This is a genomic window from Lyngbya sp. CCY1209, assembly GCF_055795065.1.
This window is the reverse complement of the sequence record NZ_JAYFER010000626.1, coordinates 1-14,251: the sequence shown is the minus strand read 5'-3', so window position 1 is coordinate 14,251 and position 14,251 is coordinate 1. Positions and strand designations below refer to the sequence as shown.

The window sequence follows — 14,251 nt, the reverse complement described above, 5'->3', positions numbered from 1 at the left end:
GGGGGCAACCGTCTCTGGTTGCCCGCCCAATTGTAGTTGGGTCTGTGTGGGGGCAACCGTCTCTGGTTGCCCGCCCAGTTGTAGTTGTGTCTGTGTGGGGGCAACCTTATAGAGTTGCCCACCCAGTTGCACCTAGCCTTCATTCGCCATCGTTCCGGTGCGGACCGCCAAAGTTTGAATTTGGCCGTTGCGCTGCAATTCCATTTGCAATCGACCGCCCACCCCGATGTTTTCCACCGCTTCCTGAACCTCGGCGGCATCCTTAATCGCTTTGCCGTCGATCTTGGCGATCACGTCACCCGATCGCAACCCCGCCTCGTGGGCCGGAGAACCGGGAACCACCCGCACGATCAGCACCCCCCGGTCAGCCTGCACGCTCAAACCGCTGTTGGGGTCGCCGTTGATATCCTCCTTCACCTGGGGGTCCAACGTGACCATTTGGATGCCCAAAAACGGATGTTCCACCTTGCCATTGGCGATAATTTGGTCGGCGATATTTTCCACCCGATTGATGGGGATGGCGAATCCCAACCCCTGGGCGCCCTGGATGATCGCCGTGTTCATGCCGATCACTTCGCCCCGTTGGTTCAGCAGCGGCCCGCCGGAATTTCCGGGGTTGATTGCCGCGTCGGTTTGGATGAAACTCACCCGCTTGTCCGGGGCGCCGATGTCGCTGCTCGATCGGCCCGTGGCGCTGATAATTCCCATCGTCACCGTATTTTCCAGTCCGAGGGGATTTCCGATCGCGATCGCCATTTCTCCGGGCTGCAACCGCTCGGAATCGCCCAAACTCACCGTCGGCAGGTCGTCCGCCTCGATCTTCACCACCGCCACGTCCGTCACCGGGTCCGTCCCCAGAACTCGGCCTTCAAACTCCCGGCCGTCCCGCAGGGTGACGCGCACATCCGTCGCCCCGTCCACCACGTGAGCGTTGGTGAGGATGCGCCCGTCCGCGCCGACGATAAATCCAGACCCCTCGCCCCGAACCGTCCGCTCTCGGGGGACATCGGGCATTCCGGGGCCGAAAAATTGGCCGAAAAACGGATCTTGAAACGCATCCGGGACATTTGTTTCCACGGTTTTCGCCGTATCGATCCGCACCACTGCCGCTCCCACCCGCTCCACCACGGCACTCACGAGGTTGGGATTTTGGGCCAGGGAAGCATCCGGGGAAACTTGGGAAGCGATCGGTTCTTCTGGAGTTATGCTTGAGGAACGGGCATCGGAGGTGTAGGTCGTGACCCCCCAAGTGGCCGCCGCGCCCAACAGCGCCATCGACAGATAGGCGATCGGTTGAAACCGGGGACCGGAGGATTTCGATAAATCTTGCATGGCTCAAACCTTTGATTAACTTACGATTCCTAAGTTAAATCGGGGATTTGACGGATTCGTTGCATCCGTGTGACGGCGATATGAAATTTTGGTCCGGTATCGAGTCGGCGGTGGGGGGGTTGGAAATGGCTACACGGTTGTATCATAGAGGGATAGATTGCTTCAATTTTGAGATCTATCCCGATCGCCCGCTGATCGCCCGTACCCATCCCATTTTTCTGTCTCTTTCCGGTTTCCTAACGCGCCAATGATCCGGCTTCCAAACCATTCCAAGTTGGGTAATATTTTGCTGGTTGACGACAAACCGGATAACTTGCGACTGCTCTCGGAGATGTTGATCGACAACGGCTATGAAGTCCGGCGCGTCACCAAGGGCAAAATGGCGCTGATCACGGCTCGGGCTTCCCCCCCGGATTTGGTGCTGCTCGACATCAAGATGCCGGACATGGACGGCTACGAAGTCTGTGTGCAACTCAAAGCCGACAGCCGCACCGCCGAAATTCCCGTCATTTTCATGAGTGCTTTGGACGAGCTGCCCGATAAAGTCAAAGCCTTCACGATGGGGGGGGTCGATTACATTACCAAACCCTTTCAAGTCGAAGAAGTGTTGGTGCGGGTCAAAACTCAAATCACATTGCGGCGGCAGCAGCAACAACTGCAAATCCAGAATCGACAACTTCAAGAAGAGATTCAGAGGCGAAAGGAAATCGAAGCGGCCCTGCAGCGATCGCAATCCGAATTGCAAAAAGCCAACGCCGAACTGTACCGCCTCGCCCATCTCGACGGCCTCACCCACGTCGCCAACCGACGCCGATTTGACGAATACATCGATCGCGAATGGCGGCGTCTGGCCCGGGAGGGGCAACCCCTGTCCCTGATCATGTGCGACGTCGATTATTTCAAACCCTACAACGACCACTACGGCCATCAGATGGGGGACGACTGCCTGCGGGCGATCGCCCGAGCCATCAGCGACTCCCTCAAACGGCCCGCGGACCTGGCGGCCCGGTACGGCGGAGAAGAATTCGCGGTCTTGCTGCCCAACACCCCCTTGGACGGCGCGATCGCCGTAGCCGAAGACATCTCGCGATCGGTGCGGCACCTGGAAATCCCCCACCCCCACTCTCAAATCGGTGCGATCGTCACCCTCAGTTTCGGCGTCGGCAGTCAAATTCCCCACCCCGAAAACCACCCCTCCACCCTCATCGATCTGGCCGATCGCGCCCTGTACCAGTCCAAAGAACACGGCCGCGATCGTGTCACCGCCCTGCCATAGTAGGAGGGTGTAGGGGGTAGGGTGTAGGGTGTAGGGAAATCTCAAATCGGGGCGCAAGCCAGGGGCCCCGACAAGACCATCGAGAAGTTTGTACGGTCAAAAAAACAAAAAATATAATTATTAATTATTAATTGTTAATTGTTAATTGTTAATTGTTAATTGCAAATGTCCGAACTCACCCCCAACACCCCGACGCGGGAAGAACTGATGCAAGAATTAGCCGCCCTACGCCGGCAGGTCGCCCAACTCAAATCCCCGGCGGCCGAATCTTCCCAGGTCGCCCAACAAAAAGCCCTGTTCGCCGTGATCGGCAAAATCCGGGAATCCCTCGACCTCGAAAGCATCTTCACCTCCACCGCCCGGGAAGTACGGCAACTCCTCGACGCCGATCGCGTCGGGATGTACCGCTTCGACACCGACTCCCAATATCAATGCGGAGAATTCGTCTCGGAAGACGTCCTGCCCGAGTATAACTGTGCCCTGGCCGCCAAAATCAGTGACCACTGTTTCGGAGAGCATCACGCCCGATACTACCGACAGGGGCGAATTTGGATGGCCGAAGACATCTACACCCTGCCCCTGGCCCGCTGTCACGTCCAAATTTTGGCACGGTTTCAGGTGCGGGCCAACCTCGTCGTGCCCCTGTTGCAGGGGGAGAACCTGTGGGGACTCCTGTGCATCCACCAATGTTCCGGCCCCCGGCGGTGGCGTCCGCCGGAGATCGAATTCGTCCGCCAAATCGCCACCCACCTGGGTATCGCCCTCCAACACGCCGAATTCGTGCAAAAGTTGCAGCGGCAGTCCGACGACCTCACCCAGGCGGTGGCCCAGGCCGTGCAGCGGGAGAAGGCCGTAGCCGCGATCATCAACAAGATCCGCGAGTCCCTGAACCTGGAGACGATCTTCGACACCAGCACCCAAGAAGTCCGCCAGTTGCTCGAGTGCGATCGCGTCGTGATTTATCGCTTCAACGCCGACTGGAGCGGCGAATTCATGGTGGAATCCCAAGCCGACGGGTGGCTCTCCCTGATGAACCTCCAGCACCGGGATGCGTCTGTGAGAGCCAATATCAGCGAGTGCAGCCTCAAATACTTATCCAGCTCCCCCAACGTCGATACCCACCTCCAAGAAACCGAGGGAGGTCCGTTCAGCCGGGGCGAGGTGTTTCGGGTCTGCGACGACATCTACAAAGCCGGATTTTCCGACTGTTACATCGACATCCTGGAGCGCTACCAAGCCCGGGCCTACGCCATCATCGCCATCTATCAAAATCAACAGTTGTGGGGGCTGCTGGCCGCCTTTCAAAATTCCGGGCCCCGGGTGTGGACTTCGCCCGAGATCAACTTTCTCATGCAAATCGGCGCCCAACTCGGCGTCGCCATCCAACAGGCTCAACTGTTGGCTCAGACGAAACAGCAAAAGGAAAAACTCCAGACCACCCTGGAAATCGAACTGCGTCGCAAAGCCGAACATTTGCTGCGGGAAGCGGAGCGGGAGCGAGCCCTGGCTCAAGTGATCGACAAAATTCGGCGCACCCTCGACATCGACACCATCTTTCAGACCGCCACTCGGGAAGTCCGCCAACTGCTCGAAGCCGATCGCGTCGCCGTCTTCCGCTTCGATTCCACCTCAAATCATACCCGCGGCCAGTTTATTTCCGAGGACGTTTTGCCAGCCTTCAACTCCACCCTCACCCGGAGGATTCAAGACCCTTGTTTTACGGGCAAACTCGTCTCCGGATACCAGCACTCCCGGCTCCAGTCCGTCGCCGACATTTACGAGGCCCGTTTGAATCCCTGCTACATTCGACTGCTCGAAGCGTTTCAAATTCGCGCCAATTTGGTGATCCCCCTGTTAAAAGGGAGCCAACTTTGGGGATTGCTCTGCATCCACCAGTGTTCGGCCCCCCGCCACTGGAAAGCTTCGGAGGTGGAATTTGTCCGCAAAATTGCCACCCAACTCGGCGTCGCCATCCAACAGGCACAATTGCTGACCCGGGCTCAGCAACAGTCCGAAGAACAGGCCAAAGCCGCCCGACAGGAACGGGCCCTGGCGCGGGTGATCGAAACCATCCGGCAGACGTTGGATATCGACATGATTTTCAAGGCGACGGCCCAGGAAGTGCGGCAGATCCTCCGCTGCGATCGCGTCGTGGTTTACCGAAACTTGCCCGACTCGAAGGGGCAATTTTTATTCGAGTCCGCCATCGCCGGGAGCCCGACATTGAAAGATGCCCCCGAAAAAGAAATCTGGTTTTCCGAACACCTGCTCGAAAGTCCGGGAAATACCCATCAAAATAGCCACCGGCGGGCGATCGACGACATCTACACCGCCCCCCTCTCCGACTCCCACCGCCGCCTGATGGAGCGGTTCGACATCCGCGCCTACCTCGTCGCCCCCGTTTTCCTCGGCGAAACCCAGTGGGGGATGCTCGGCGTCTACCAACACCGCCTCCCCCGCCATTGGGAATCTCGGGAAGTCAGCTTGCTGCTGCAAATTGCCAACCAATTGGGGGTCGCCCTCCAGCAAGTCGAACTGATGGACCAGTTGCAAAGGGCGAAGGAGACGGCCGACGCCGCCAACCGGGCTAAGAGCGAATTTTTGGCCAAGATGAGCCACGAGTTGCGGACCCCCCTGAATGCCATCCTGGGTTTCACCCAAATTCTCGCCCGCGACGACCACCTGAACCCGTCCCAGCGGGAGCAGGTCAAAATTATCGGCCGCTCCGGGGAACACCTGTTGGAACTGATCAACGACGTTTTGGAAATGTCCAAGATCGAAGCGGGCCGCATCACCTTCAACGAGGACAGTTTTGACCTGCATTACCTGTTGGGCAATTTGGAGGAAATGTTGGGGTTGCGGGCGAAAAACAAGGGACTCCAGTTGTTTTTCGACTGCAGACCCGAGGTGCCCCAATATGTGAAAACCGACGAGAACAAGCTCCGCCAAGTTCTGATCAATTTGTTGGGAAATGCGATCAAATTTACCGATCGCGGACAAGTCACCTTGCGGGTGCAATGTTCCCCCCGCCCGCACCCCGACGGGACGATTTTGGCCTTTGAAGTCGAAGACACCGGCCCCGGAATCGCCCAGGCGGAGATCCCCCTGCTATTTGAAGCGTTCGGACAGACGGAGACGGGCCGCAAGTCCAACGAGGGCACGGGTTTGGGATTGCCGATCAGCCAAAAATTCGTGCGGATGATGGGTGGCGAGATCTCCGTTAACACTCGGGTGGGACACGGCACCACGGTTCAATTTGAAATCCTCGTCAAAGCCGCCGATCGCAAAGAGATTCCCGCCCAACCCAATCCCAAACGGGTCATCGGTTTAGCTCCCGGAGAACCGACTTACCGAATTTTGGTGGTTGAAGATGCCGAGGAAAATCGCCGCGTGCTGGTGCATTTGCTCTCCGAGGTGGGTTTTGAGGTGCGGGAGGCCGAAAACGGCTTGCAGGCCCTCAGAACCTCCGCTGAGTGGTTCCCCCATCTGGTCTGGATGGATATGCGGATGCCGGTGATGGACGGTTTGGAGGCGACCCGCCGGATCAAAACCGAAATTCCCCCCGATCGCGTCCCGACGATTATCGCTCTGACAGCCCACGCCTTCGAGGAGGAGCGATCGCGCATTTTGGCGGCGGGGTGCGATGATTTCGTCAGCAAGCCTTTCCGCGAGGCGATCTTATTCGATCAAATGGCACAACATTTGGGGGTGCGCTACGAATATAAAGATAATCTGGAATTGATGTCCCCAGAAACCGAGTCCCCCCCGACTTGCGACCTCCCATCCGCGACGATCGGCGATCGCCTCCGGGAAATGCCGAAAACCTGGATCGCGCGAGTGCACCGGGCCGTCTTGTGTACGGACGAACCCGAAATTCTCGCCCTGATCGCAGAAATTCCCGAATCCCAAGCGGATTTGGGCCGCTGCCTCAGAGAGTTGACGGATAATTTTGAGTTCGACCAAATTTTGGAGATGACGGAACCGATAGCCGGAGAATCGGGAGTTTGAGGATTTTCGTCGCCATGTTCGCCCGTTTCTCCCGAGCATCGATACGCTCCGGATATTCCGCCGCTCCCGGTGCATAGAAAAAATAGGATATTCTAGAATAGCCCCAAGGATCAACCGAGCGATCGCGGTTTTTCTCGATCTCGACGATGCACGGCATTCGTCAGAGTCATTGGGAAACGAATAAAATGTACACAGGATATGGTGACGTAGTAGCATCCGGGAGAATTAATGAGTAGCAATCACAAAATATTGGCCGTTACCCGACCCAAGAAACCCCCCGAACCAGAGACAAAGCCTGTCGCGGATCAAACGGAGAAGCCGGAAGATACCAAACGTCCGACCCCCAATCCGGAAGACTCCAAACGCCCGAACTTCAACAAGGACCGGCCCCGCCCGTCGAGACTCCCCAAACCCGTCAAGCACAAACCCAAACCCCTGGTGGAACTCTCGGAAGCCAAAAATCCCCAGGGCGAAGTGTTCGCGATCGGCGATAAAATTTGGGTGCGGGCACCGTGGGGCCTGTGGGCGATCGCAGAAATTACGCAATTTTATGAAAGCAGCCCCGACACTATCCTGGCCAATTTTATCCCCAAACAAGAGAAGCCAGATTGGACTTGGGATGGCGGTATGATCCGCGCTGAATTGCTCCAAAAAGCTGATTCAGACGCTTAATTCCAGATCCGCTGTCAATTCCATCCGTCCCCCTTTCGTTTCTGTCGGGAGGGGGATTTTGAATGGGGGCGGAGGGGCAGGGGGGCGGAGGGGCGGAGGAAGCGGAGGGAGCGGAGGAGGCGAAGGGAGTCTCTGTCTTCTTATTGCCTATTGCCTATTGCCTATTCCCTAAAATTAAAAACTGGAGTAACCGGACGCACCACATGAAAGTTGGATTGATCGGAACGGGACTGATGGGACAGCCGATGGCTGGGCGGTTCTTGGAAGTCGGGTTGGAGGTTGTCGCCTATAATCGTACCCCGGAGAAATTGGCACCGTTGCAGGAGGCGGGTGCAGAAATTGCCGCGTCTCCCGGAGATGCGATCGCCGCGGCGGACTGTACAATTTTGATGTTGGCGGACGCCCCCGCCATCGAAGCGGTAGTCCTCTCCCCCAATGTTAAGGCAAAATGGCGCGATCGCACCGCCATTCAGATGGGAACCATCGCCCCCCGGGAAAGTCGGGACATCCGGGATGCCATTGTCGCCGCCGGGGGAGATTATCTGGAAGCCCCAGTTTTGGGCAGCATCCCCCAAGTCAAATCCGGTACGCTACAGGTGATGGTGGGGGGAACGCCGCAACAGTTGGAACGGTGGACGCCGGTACTCAAACACCTGGGAGAACCGATGTTAATTGGAGAGGTGGGATCGGCGGCGGCGGTGAAATTGGCCCTCAACCAACTGATCGCTTCGTTAACCGCCGCATTCGGGTTGAGTCTCAGCTTCATCCAACGCCAGGGGGCAGATGTTGAAACTTTTATGAAGATCCTCCGGGAAAGTGCCTTGTACGCCCCCACTTTTGACAAAAAGCTACAACGCATGGTTGACGGGAATTATGGCGATCCCAACTTTCCCAGCAAACATTTGCTCAAAGATACGAAATTATTCCAAAATGAGGCGATCGCGTCTCAGTTGAATCCCCAAAGTTTGGACGGGGTGCGATTAGTAATTGAACGGGCGATCGGGGAATTGGATTTGGCTGATGTCGATTATTCTTCCCTGGTGGAAGCGATCCGAAAATCCCCGAACGACTGACCTTGGGCCGAAGAAACCGGGTTTCTATGGGAGTTTTTTTTGAAGAACGAGAGATGCTGGTAGAAACCCGGTTTCTAGCTATCTGGTGGGGCGAAGAAACCGGGTTTCTATGGAAGTTTTTTGGGAAGAACGAGAGAGACTGGTAGAAACCCGGTTTCTAGGTATCTGGTGAGCGAACCGCCCCCACTTAACCGATGATGAAGGCACGACGGATTGTCAAAGTCCAAAACTACGGGTAATATAGAATAAATGTCGATTTGTCCTTTGGAATGATGAGCATGAATCCACCCTGTACCCTCAGCGTCAGTGATACCTGGGTTCCTGCCACCTGGGACGAATACCTTCGGGCTTTGGATGACCCCGCCCACGCCAAATCCAAGGGATATTACAGCAATGGGCGAATGCGATTGGAAATGCAACTATCCGTCGGCTTCGATCACAGCAAAGATCATGGAATTATCGCTCTTGCCATTAATCTCTATGGTATTTTGAAAGGCATTCCATTCACGATTTTAGACAATTGTTCCTTCCGCAAAACGGGCTATACAGAATTTCAGCCGGATTTGGCTTATTATATTGGCACCCAGGCAACCGCCATCCCCGGCGGCACCGATATTGTCAATCTGGAAAAGTATCCGGTGCCGAATTTGGTGGTGGAGGTGGCGAAATCATCCCTGTTGGACGATCGCACTGTCAAGCGAGTCCTCTACGAAGATGTGGGGATTTCCGAGTATTGGATTGTGAAGGTGGAAACAGCCGAAGTATTGGCTTATCAAATGAGCGATCGCGGCAGCCAGCGAATTGATGTCTCTCTCATGTTTCCAGGGTTGGAAATAGCGACCCTGGACGAGGCTCTCAAACGCAGCCGCAGCCAAGATCAGTCCCAGGTGGGCGCCTGGTTAATGGCACAGTTTCAACCCGCCGCAAATAGCTGACCCCTGAAAACTCGCGACAGATTGCAAAAGCTCAAGAATTTTTACGCCATGTTAAGGATTGCGAGGGAAACGGTTTTTTGTGGGGAGGAAGAAACCGGGTTTCTAGGGAGATTTTTTTTGGAATGAGAGATGTTGGTAGAAACCCGGTTTCTAGGTGTCTGGTGGGAAGAAATGATTTTAACCATCCAAAAATCCGGATTGAATCGCTTCTATATCCTCTGTAAAATCATCGGTGTCGTATTGCCGAACAATATGATTTTCTCCCAACAGTTTTTGAAATTCCCACACGGAATAATCCAACAATCGACGGGCTTGACCAAAGGTAAATATTTTATTTTGATAGAGTTGCATGGCAATTTGTTCCAAAACTGCCCTTTCCCCTTGCTCAATTAATTCGAGGGGAATTTGTATATTAATTGCTTGCATCCACCATTACCTCATGATTTCAAAAGACATTTATTAATTACTGGGTCATTTCCACCTTTTTGACAATTGTAGCATGGTTTTCGGATAAGAAACCCGGTTTCTAGATATCTGTGGGGAGATGAGAGGGCTAAGAAACCGGGTTTCTAGGGGAGATGTGGGTGGGGATTGAGAGATGTTGGTAGAAACCCGGTTTCTAGGTGTCTGGTGGGGGTGCGAAGAAACCGGGTTTATGGCTATCTGGTGGGGCGAAGCTAACCCGCCTTGAAATCAATTTCAAGGCTCATATTAGTACAAGTCCACTTAATATGAAGATAAAATCTCGATGTTGATGGGGGAGGTTTCTCGAAATGGCTCCCAGTGGAAGTTTAAGGCGTTGGGCGATTCTTTCGCTGATGATATGAATGGGGTTGTTTCTTCTTTTATGCAGTAGGTTAAGGTTGCCAGCACTGTAGAACAGACAAAATGTCTGTTCTACTAGCGTTTTAGAACATGAAACCCTTGGGGCATTGTAATTAAGCCACTATTTTTTTACAGCTACCAAAAAGCTGAGGGTTTAATCTGACTAATTCTTGCGATCGTTGTTATCTTTACCGTTTTCTAGCGTGTTAATACTTTCATCTAACTTGGCAGCATTACCGGCAGCAAACAATCCGTCAAAAACGTCATTGCCTTTTTTTCCTGCTACTGCTCCTCCTACTGCAGACAAAACTATGGTTAGAGTAATGGGATCGATTATAGCAATCATAGCTTCCTCTTTGTTTGAACTATTTACAGGTATGTGAAGCAAATGGCAGTTGTTAAAGATTCTAAGGAACAACCACATTTGCAATAGTGTTGCGAACAACCAGATCAAATCGTCGAGGCATTTTTGAATATATTAACTTCTAATTTGGTTGAAAGTTGAATGGCTATTTGGTGAGACGAAGAAACCGGGTTTCTAGGAAATGTTTTTGGTCAGAATGAGAAATACTGGTAGAAACCCGGTTTCTAGCTATCTAGCGACAAATGTTGAAATTTTTGTGAAGATCCGCCGCGACGGTGCCTCCCATGCTTCCGGGTTCGATCGCAGCCTAGAACCCCTGACGGACGGGAATTATGCCGATCGCAATTTTCCCACCAAACATTTACTCAAACATACGAAATTATTCCAAAATGAGGCGATCGCGTCTAATTTTAACACCGAAAGTTTGCAGGGGGTGCGATTAGTAATTGAACGGGCGATCGCGGAATTGAATTTGGCGGATGTCGATTATTCTTCCCTGGTGGAAGCGATCCGAAAATCTCAATAACCGGCAAAAAAATTCCCACATTTCCCCAAACTTGAGAGATGTGGGAAATCAAAAACAGATCGGAAACTAACGGGACTGGGATCGGCACAGTTCGGCCGCGATTTGGTGTTTACAAATGGTCTGGCGGTAGCGCCAATCTTCGCAGGTGCATTCCCCATCTTTGACCAAAGATAAGGTACTGCGATTTTCATTCCAAACCACCGCCCCTTGGGGAATCAGGCGGACTTGCAGGGGCGCGATCGCCACCCGGTTGTAACGGGACAGGAACGATTTCGCCTCGGCTTGTGCGATACAAATCGTCACCCGTTGGGTCTGCAAATGAATGCCGGATTTGTTAATTTTCGATTTCAAGATTAGGGTATCTTTCAAGCCCTTAAGCTTCAGGTACAGCGACCAAATTTTGTTAAATTCGGCTTTAGAAATCAGGCGACTCCAGCGACCTTCAGGGGTCGAGTACACCAGCCGGGGAGTCTCGCCGATGCCGATACTGTCGATGGTTTCAATTTTAATCGGCCGGGAAACCAAAGGGGTAATTTGGGGGAATTGAGGTTCCGCGAGGGGAGACGGAGAAACCCCAAACTGCATTTTCGCTGCAGGGGCGATCATCGGGTGTCTCATTGTGATATTATGCCCTTGTGATCAAAATATTGGGGACTGAGCGCTCTATCCAAAACCAAGGGGGGAGAGCGCTCTTTTGTCTCCTCTATTGTAACATATTTCGAGAGCGATCGCTCGCTCAACCCGAAGCGGGAAGGGGACTTGAGGCATTTTCGTCCAGTCGGATGCCCGGAGTCCAAAGGATTCTCCATCGCCCCCATTTCCTCGGAGCACCAAAAACGGTAAAATTGACAACAGATTTAAGCGCGTTGGATACGCCGATTCAGCCCGGTCTTATGAGCAAAGGAACACTATTCGATAAAGTTTGGGACTTGCACGCCGTCGGAACCCTGCCATCCGGTCAGACGCAACTCTTCATCGGCCTGCACCTGATCCACGAGGTGACGAGTCCCCAAGCCTTCGCCATGTTGCGCGATCGCAACCTGAACGTCCTCTTCCCCGATCGCACCGTCGCCACGGTCGATCATATCGTCCCCACGGAAAACCAAGCCCGTCCCTTCGCCGACGTCCTCGCCGAAGAGATGATGCGGGCCCTGGAACAAAGCTGCGCCGAACACGGCATCCGGTTCTACAATATCGGTTCCGGCAACCAGGGCATCGTCCACGTCATCGCCCCGGAACAGGGGTTAACCCAACCGGGGATGACCATCGCCTGCGGGGACTCCCACACCTCCACCCACGGGGCTTTCGGCGCGATCGCCTTCGGCATCGGCACCTCCCAAGTCCGGGACGTCCTCGCCTCCCAAACCCTGGCCCTGTCGAAACTCAAAGTCCGTCGCATCGAAGTCAACGGCCAACTGCGCCCGGGGGTCTACGCCAAAGATGTCGTCCTCCACATCATCCGCAAACTGGGGGTGAAAGGCGGCGTCGGCTACGCCTACGAATACGCCGGGACCACCATCGAAGCCATGTCGATGGAAGAACGGATGACCATCTGCAATATGTCCATCGAAGGGGGCGCCCGCTGCGGCTACGTCAACCCCGACGCGGTGACTTACGACTATTTGAAAGACCGGGATTTCGCCCCCAAAGGGGAAAATTGGGAAAAAGCGATCGCCTGGTGGGACCAGATCCGCAGCGACACCGATGCGGTTTACGATGATGTCATCACCTTCGACGCCGCCGATATCCCCCCCACCGTTACCTGGGGCATCACCCCCGGCCAGGGCATCGGCGTGGACGAGGCCATCCCCGACCCCGGACACCTGCCGGAGGGCGATCGCGCGATCGCCCAAGAAGCCTACCGCTACATGGAATTCACCCCCGGAACCCCCATCCGTGGCACCAAAGTGGACGTCTGCTTCATCGGCAGTTGCACCAACGGACGGTTGAGTGACCTGCGGGAAGCCGCAAAATTCGCCCAAGGCCGGAAAGTCGCCGAGGGTGTGAAAGCCTTCGTCGTCCCCGGTTCGGAACGGGTCAAAAAAGCGGCAGAAGCCGAAGGCCTCGATCGCATCTTCCAAGACGCCGGCTTCGAGTGGCGGGAGGCCGGTTGTTCCATGTGTCTGGCCATGAACCCGGACAAATTGCAGGGCAACCAGATCAGCGCCTCCTCCTCCAACCGCAACTTCAAAGGCCGCCAAGGTTCATCCACCGGACGCACCCTCCTGATGAGCCCCGCGATGGTCGTCGCCGCAGCCATCAACGGAACGGTCGCAGACGTCCGCGAGTTAATTTAATTTGGGTGTAGGGTGTAGGGTGTGGGGTGTAGGGACAATCGATCGGTCATAATTGTCAATTTCCCGGCTCATTCCCTACAGCGTTTTTCAAATTGGCGAGGTGCGGTCTGGGGTCAAAGTCCCCCTTTTTAAGGGGGATTTAGGGGGATCATCCATATCTCATCGGATCGAAAACCGCTATTTTCACTTTTCACTTTTCACTTTTCACTTTTCACTTTCCCCATGAGTCAAATTCAAACAGTTTCCGGCAAAGGCATTCCCCTCGTCGGCGGGGATATCGACACCGATCGCATCATTCCGGCGCGGTTTTTGCGCTGCGTCACCTTCGACGGTTTAGGGGAACAGGCGTTTGCCGACGATCGCCAACAATTAAATGGCAATCACCCCTTCGATCTCCCCCAATATCAAGGGGCGAATATTCTGGTCGTCAACCACAACTTCGGCTGCGGGTCCTCCCGCGAACACGCCCCCCAAGCGTTGGCAAAATGGGGCATTCAGGCGATCGTCGGGGAGAGTTTCGCCGAAATCTTTTTGGGCAATTGCGGCGCGATGGGGGTTCCCTGCGTGACGGCCGAACCGGACGCCGTGAAGCGGTTGCAGGCGGCCTTAGAAGCCGATCCACAGGCGGAAATGGTGCTCGATCTCGGGGCGATGCAGGTCCGCTGCGGGGATATTGCGATCGACGTCAAAATGAACGAAGGATCGCGGCAGGCGTTCATAAACGGCAGTTGGGACAACTGCGGCCAGTTGGTCGCCAATGCGGACAAAGTTCGCGCCACGGCCACACAACTGCCCTATTTGCAGTGGGACAATCCGGCTGCGTCCTAATTAATTGGACATCAGATCCAGTTTTTAACCGCACCAACTCCCCAATCATCGACCGATGATTTTGGCTGGTAGGGGCGCAAGGCTTGCGCCCTCGGGGAATTGATTCCCAAGCGGT

13 protein-coding genes are annotated in these 14,251 nt (G+C 54.7%); 9 read left to right on the top strand and 4 right to left on the bottom strand.

Annotated elements, in window-relative coordinates; translation table 11 throughout:
- Positions 1–132: 132 nt before the first annotated feature.
- On the bottom strand, positions 133–1,332 hold the full coding sequence (locus AC0QHF_RS23825) for an HhoA/HhoB/HtrA family serine endopeptidase (protein ID WP_324706751.1): 1,200 nt from the start codon (positions 1,330–1,332) through the stop codon (positions 133–135).
- A gap of 247 nt (positions 1,333–1,579) precedes the next feature.
- Here AC0QHF_RS23825 and AC0QHF_RS23820 point away from each other — a divergent pair, with 247 nt between their 5' ends.
- From AC0QHF_RS23820 to AC0QHF_RS23800, 5 genes are all read left to right on the top strand, one after another.
- Positions 1,580–2,608, top strand: coding sequence for a GGDEF domain-containing response regulator (locus AC0QHF_RS23820; RefSeq protein ID WP_324706750.1), 1,029 nt, complete (start codon positions 1,580–1,582; stop codon positions 2,606–2,608).
- A 165-nt stretch (positions 2,609–2,773) separates the two neighbouring features.
- Positions 2,774–6,616 (top strand): GAF domain-containing protein, encoded by a 3,843-nt coding sequence (locus tag AC0QHF_RS23815; protein ID WP_324706749.1) that lies wholly within the window; start codon positions 2,774–2,776, stop codon positions 6,614–6,616.
- A 228-nt stretch (positions 6,617–6,844) separates the two neighbouring features.
- A complete protein-coding gene (locus AC0QHF_RS23810) occupies positions 6,845–7,288 on the top strand; it encodes a hypothetical protein (protein WP_324706748.1) in 444 nt (147 codons plus the stop codon).
- Positions 7,289–7,350: 62 nt separating this feature from the next.
- Positions 7,351–8,361, top strand: a complete 1,011-nt coding sequence (locus AC0QHF_RS23805; RefSeq protein WP_324706747.1) for an NAD(P)-dependent oxidoreductase — start codon at positions 7,351–7,353, stop codon at positions 8,359–8,361.
- Between the two features lie 278 nt (positions 8,362–8,639).
- Positions 8,640–9,296 (top strand): Uma2 family endonuclease, encoded by a 657-nt coding sequence (locus AC0QHF_RS23800; RefSeq protein WP_375341461.1) that lies wholly within the window; start codon positions 8,640–8,642, stop codon positions 9,294–9,296.
- Positions 9,297–9,473: 177 nt separating this feature from the next.
- On the opposite strand, the gene AC0QHF_RS23795 is transcribed toward AC0QHF_RS23800, so the two are convergent.
- Complete coding sequence (locus tag AC0QHF_RS23795; RefSeq protein ID WP_324706746.1) at positions 9,474–9,722, bottom strand: UPF0175 family protein; 249 nt, start codon at positions 9,720–9,722, stop codon at positions 9,474–9,476.
- Between the two features lie 322 nt (positions 9,723–10,044).
- On the opposite strand from AC0QHF_RS23795, the gene AC0QHF_RS23790 reads away from it, so the two are divergent.
- A complete protein-coding gene (locus tag AC0QHF_RS23790) occupies positions 10,045–10,152 on the top strand; it encodes a TerD family protein (protein ID WP_473113740.1) in 108 nt (35 codons plus the stop codon).
- A gap of 132 nt (positions 10,153–10,284) precedes the next feature.
- On the opposite strand, the gene AC0QHF_RS23785 is transcribed toward AC0QHF_RS23790, so the two are convergent.
- Positions 10,285–10,467, bottom strand: coding sequence for a hypothetical protein (locus AC0QHF_RS23785; RefSeq protein ID WP_324706745.1), 183 nt, complete (start codon positions 10,465–10,467; stop codon positions 10,285–10,287).
- A 274-nt stretch (positions 10,468–10,741) separates the two neighbouring features.
- Here AC0QHF_RS23785 and AC0QHF_RS23780 point away from each other — a divergent pair, with 274 nt between their 5' ends.
- The gene (locus AC0QHF_RS23780) at positions 10,742–11,011 is read left to right on the top strand and encodes a hypothetical protein (protein WP_324706744.1); all 270 of its coding nucleotides are present in this window, start codon (positions 10,742–10,744) and stop codon (positions 11,009–11,011) included.
- A gap of 66 nt (positions 11,012–11,077) precedes the next feature.
- Here AC0QHF_RS23780 and AC0QHF_RS23775 read toward each other — a convergent pair whose 3' ends face one another.
- Positions 11,078–11,617: an SWIM zinc finger family protein gene (locus AC0QHF_RS23775; RefSeq protein WP_324706743.1), complete on the bottom strand. Its 540-nt coding sequence runs from the start codon at positions 11,615–11,617 to the stop codon at positions 11,078–11,080.
- A gap of 287 nt (positions 11,618–11,904) precedes the next feature.
- Between AC0QHF_RS23775 and leuC the strand changes: the two genes are divergently transcribed.
- Both leuC and leuD read left to right on the top strand, forming a co-directional pair.
- Positions 11,905–13,308: a 3-isopropylmalate dehydratase large subunit gene (leuC, locus tag AC0QHF_RS23770; protein ID WP_324706742.1), complete on the top strand. Its 1,404-nt coding sequence runs from the start codon at positions 11,905–11,907 to the stop codon at positions 13,306–13,308.
- A 222-nt stretch (positions 13,309–13,530) separates the two neighbouring features.
- The gene (gene leuD / locus AC0QHF_RS23765; protein WP_324706741.1) at positions 13,531–14,136 is read left to right on the top strand and encodes a 3-isopropylmalate dehydratase small subunit; all 606 of its coding nucleotides are present in this window, start codon (positions 13,531–13,533) and stop codon (positions 14,134–14,136) included.
- Positions 14,137–14,251 lie beyond the last annotated feature (115 nt).

Excerpts from the sequence above, each read along its gene's own strand:
- AC0QHF_RS23825 (WP_324706751.1), bottom strand. The coding sequence starts at position 1,332 with ATGCAAGATTTATCGAAATCCTCCGGTCCCCGGTTTCAACCGATCGCC.
- AC0QHF_RS23815 (WP_324706749.1), top strand. The coding sequence starts at position 2,774 with ATGTCCGAACTCACCCCCAACACCCCGACGCGGGAAGAACTGATGCAA.
- AC0QHF_RS23800 (WP_375341461.1), top strand. The coding sequence starts at position 8,640 with ATGAATCCACCCTGTACCCTCAGCGTCAGTGATACCTGGGTTCCTGCC.
- AC0QHF_RS23785 (WP_324706745.1), bottom strand. The coding sequence starts at position 10,467 with ATGATTGCTATAATCGATCCCATTACTCTAACCATAGTTTTGTCTGCA.
- AC0QHF_RS23810 (WP_324706748.1), top strand. The coding sequence starts at position 6,845 with ATGAGTAGCAATCACAAAATATTGGCCGTTACCCGACCCAAGAAACCC.
- AC0QHF_RS23805 (WP_324706747.1), top strand. The coding sequence starts at position 7,351 with ATGGGGGCGGAGGGGCAGGGGGGCGGAGGGGCGGAGGAAGCGGAGGGA.
- AC0QHF_RS23775 (WP_324706743.1), bottom strand. The coding sequence starts at position 11,617 with ATGATCGCCCCTGCAGCGAAAATGCAGTTTGGGGTTTCTCCGTCTCCC.
- leuD (WP_324706741.1), top strand. The coding sequence starts at position 13,531 with ATGAGTCAAATTCAAACAGTTTCCGGCAAAGGCATTCCCCTCGTCGGC.
- AC0QHF_RS23795 (WP_324706746.1), bottom strand. The coding sequence starts at position 9,722 with ATGCAAGCAATTAATATACAAATTCCCCTCGAATTAATTGAGCAAGGG.
- leuC (WP_324706742.1), top strand. The coding sequence starts at position 11,905 with ATGAGCAAAGGAACACTATTCGATAAAGTTTGGGACTTGCACGCCGTC.
- AC0QHF_RS23820 (WP_324706750.1), top strand. The coding sequence starts at position 1,580 with ATGATCCGGCTTCCAAACCATTCCAAGTTGGGTAATATTTTGCTGGTT.
- AC0QHF_RS23790 (WP_473113740.1), top strand. The coding sequence starts at position 10,045 with ATGTTGATGGGGGAGGTTTCTCGAAATGGCTCCCAGTGGAAGTTTAAG.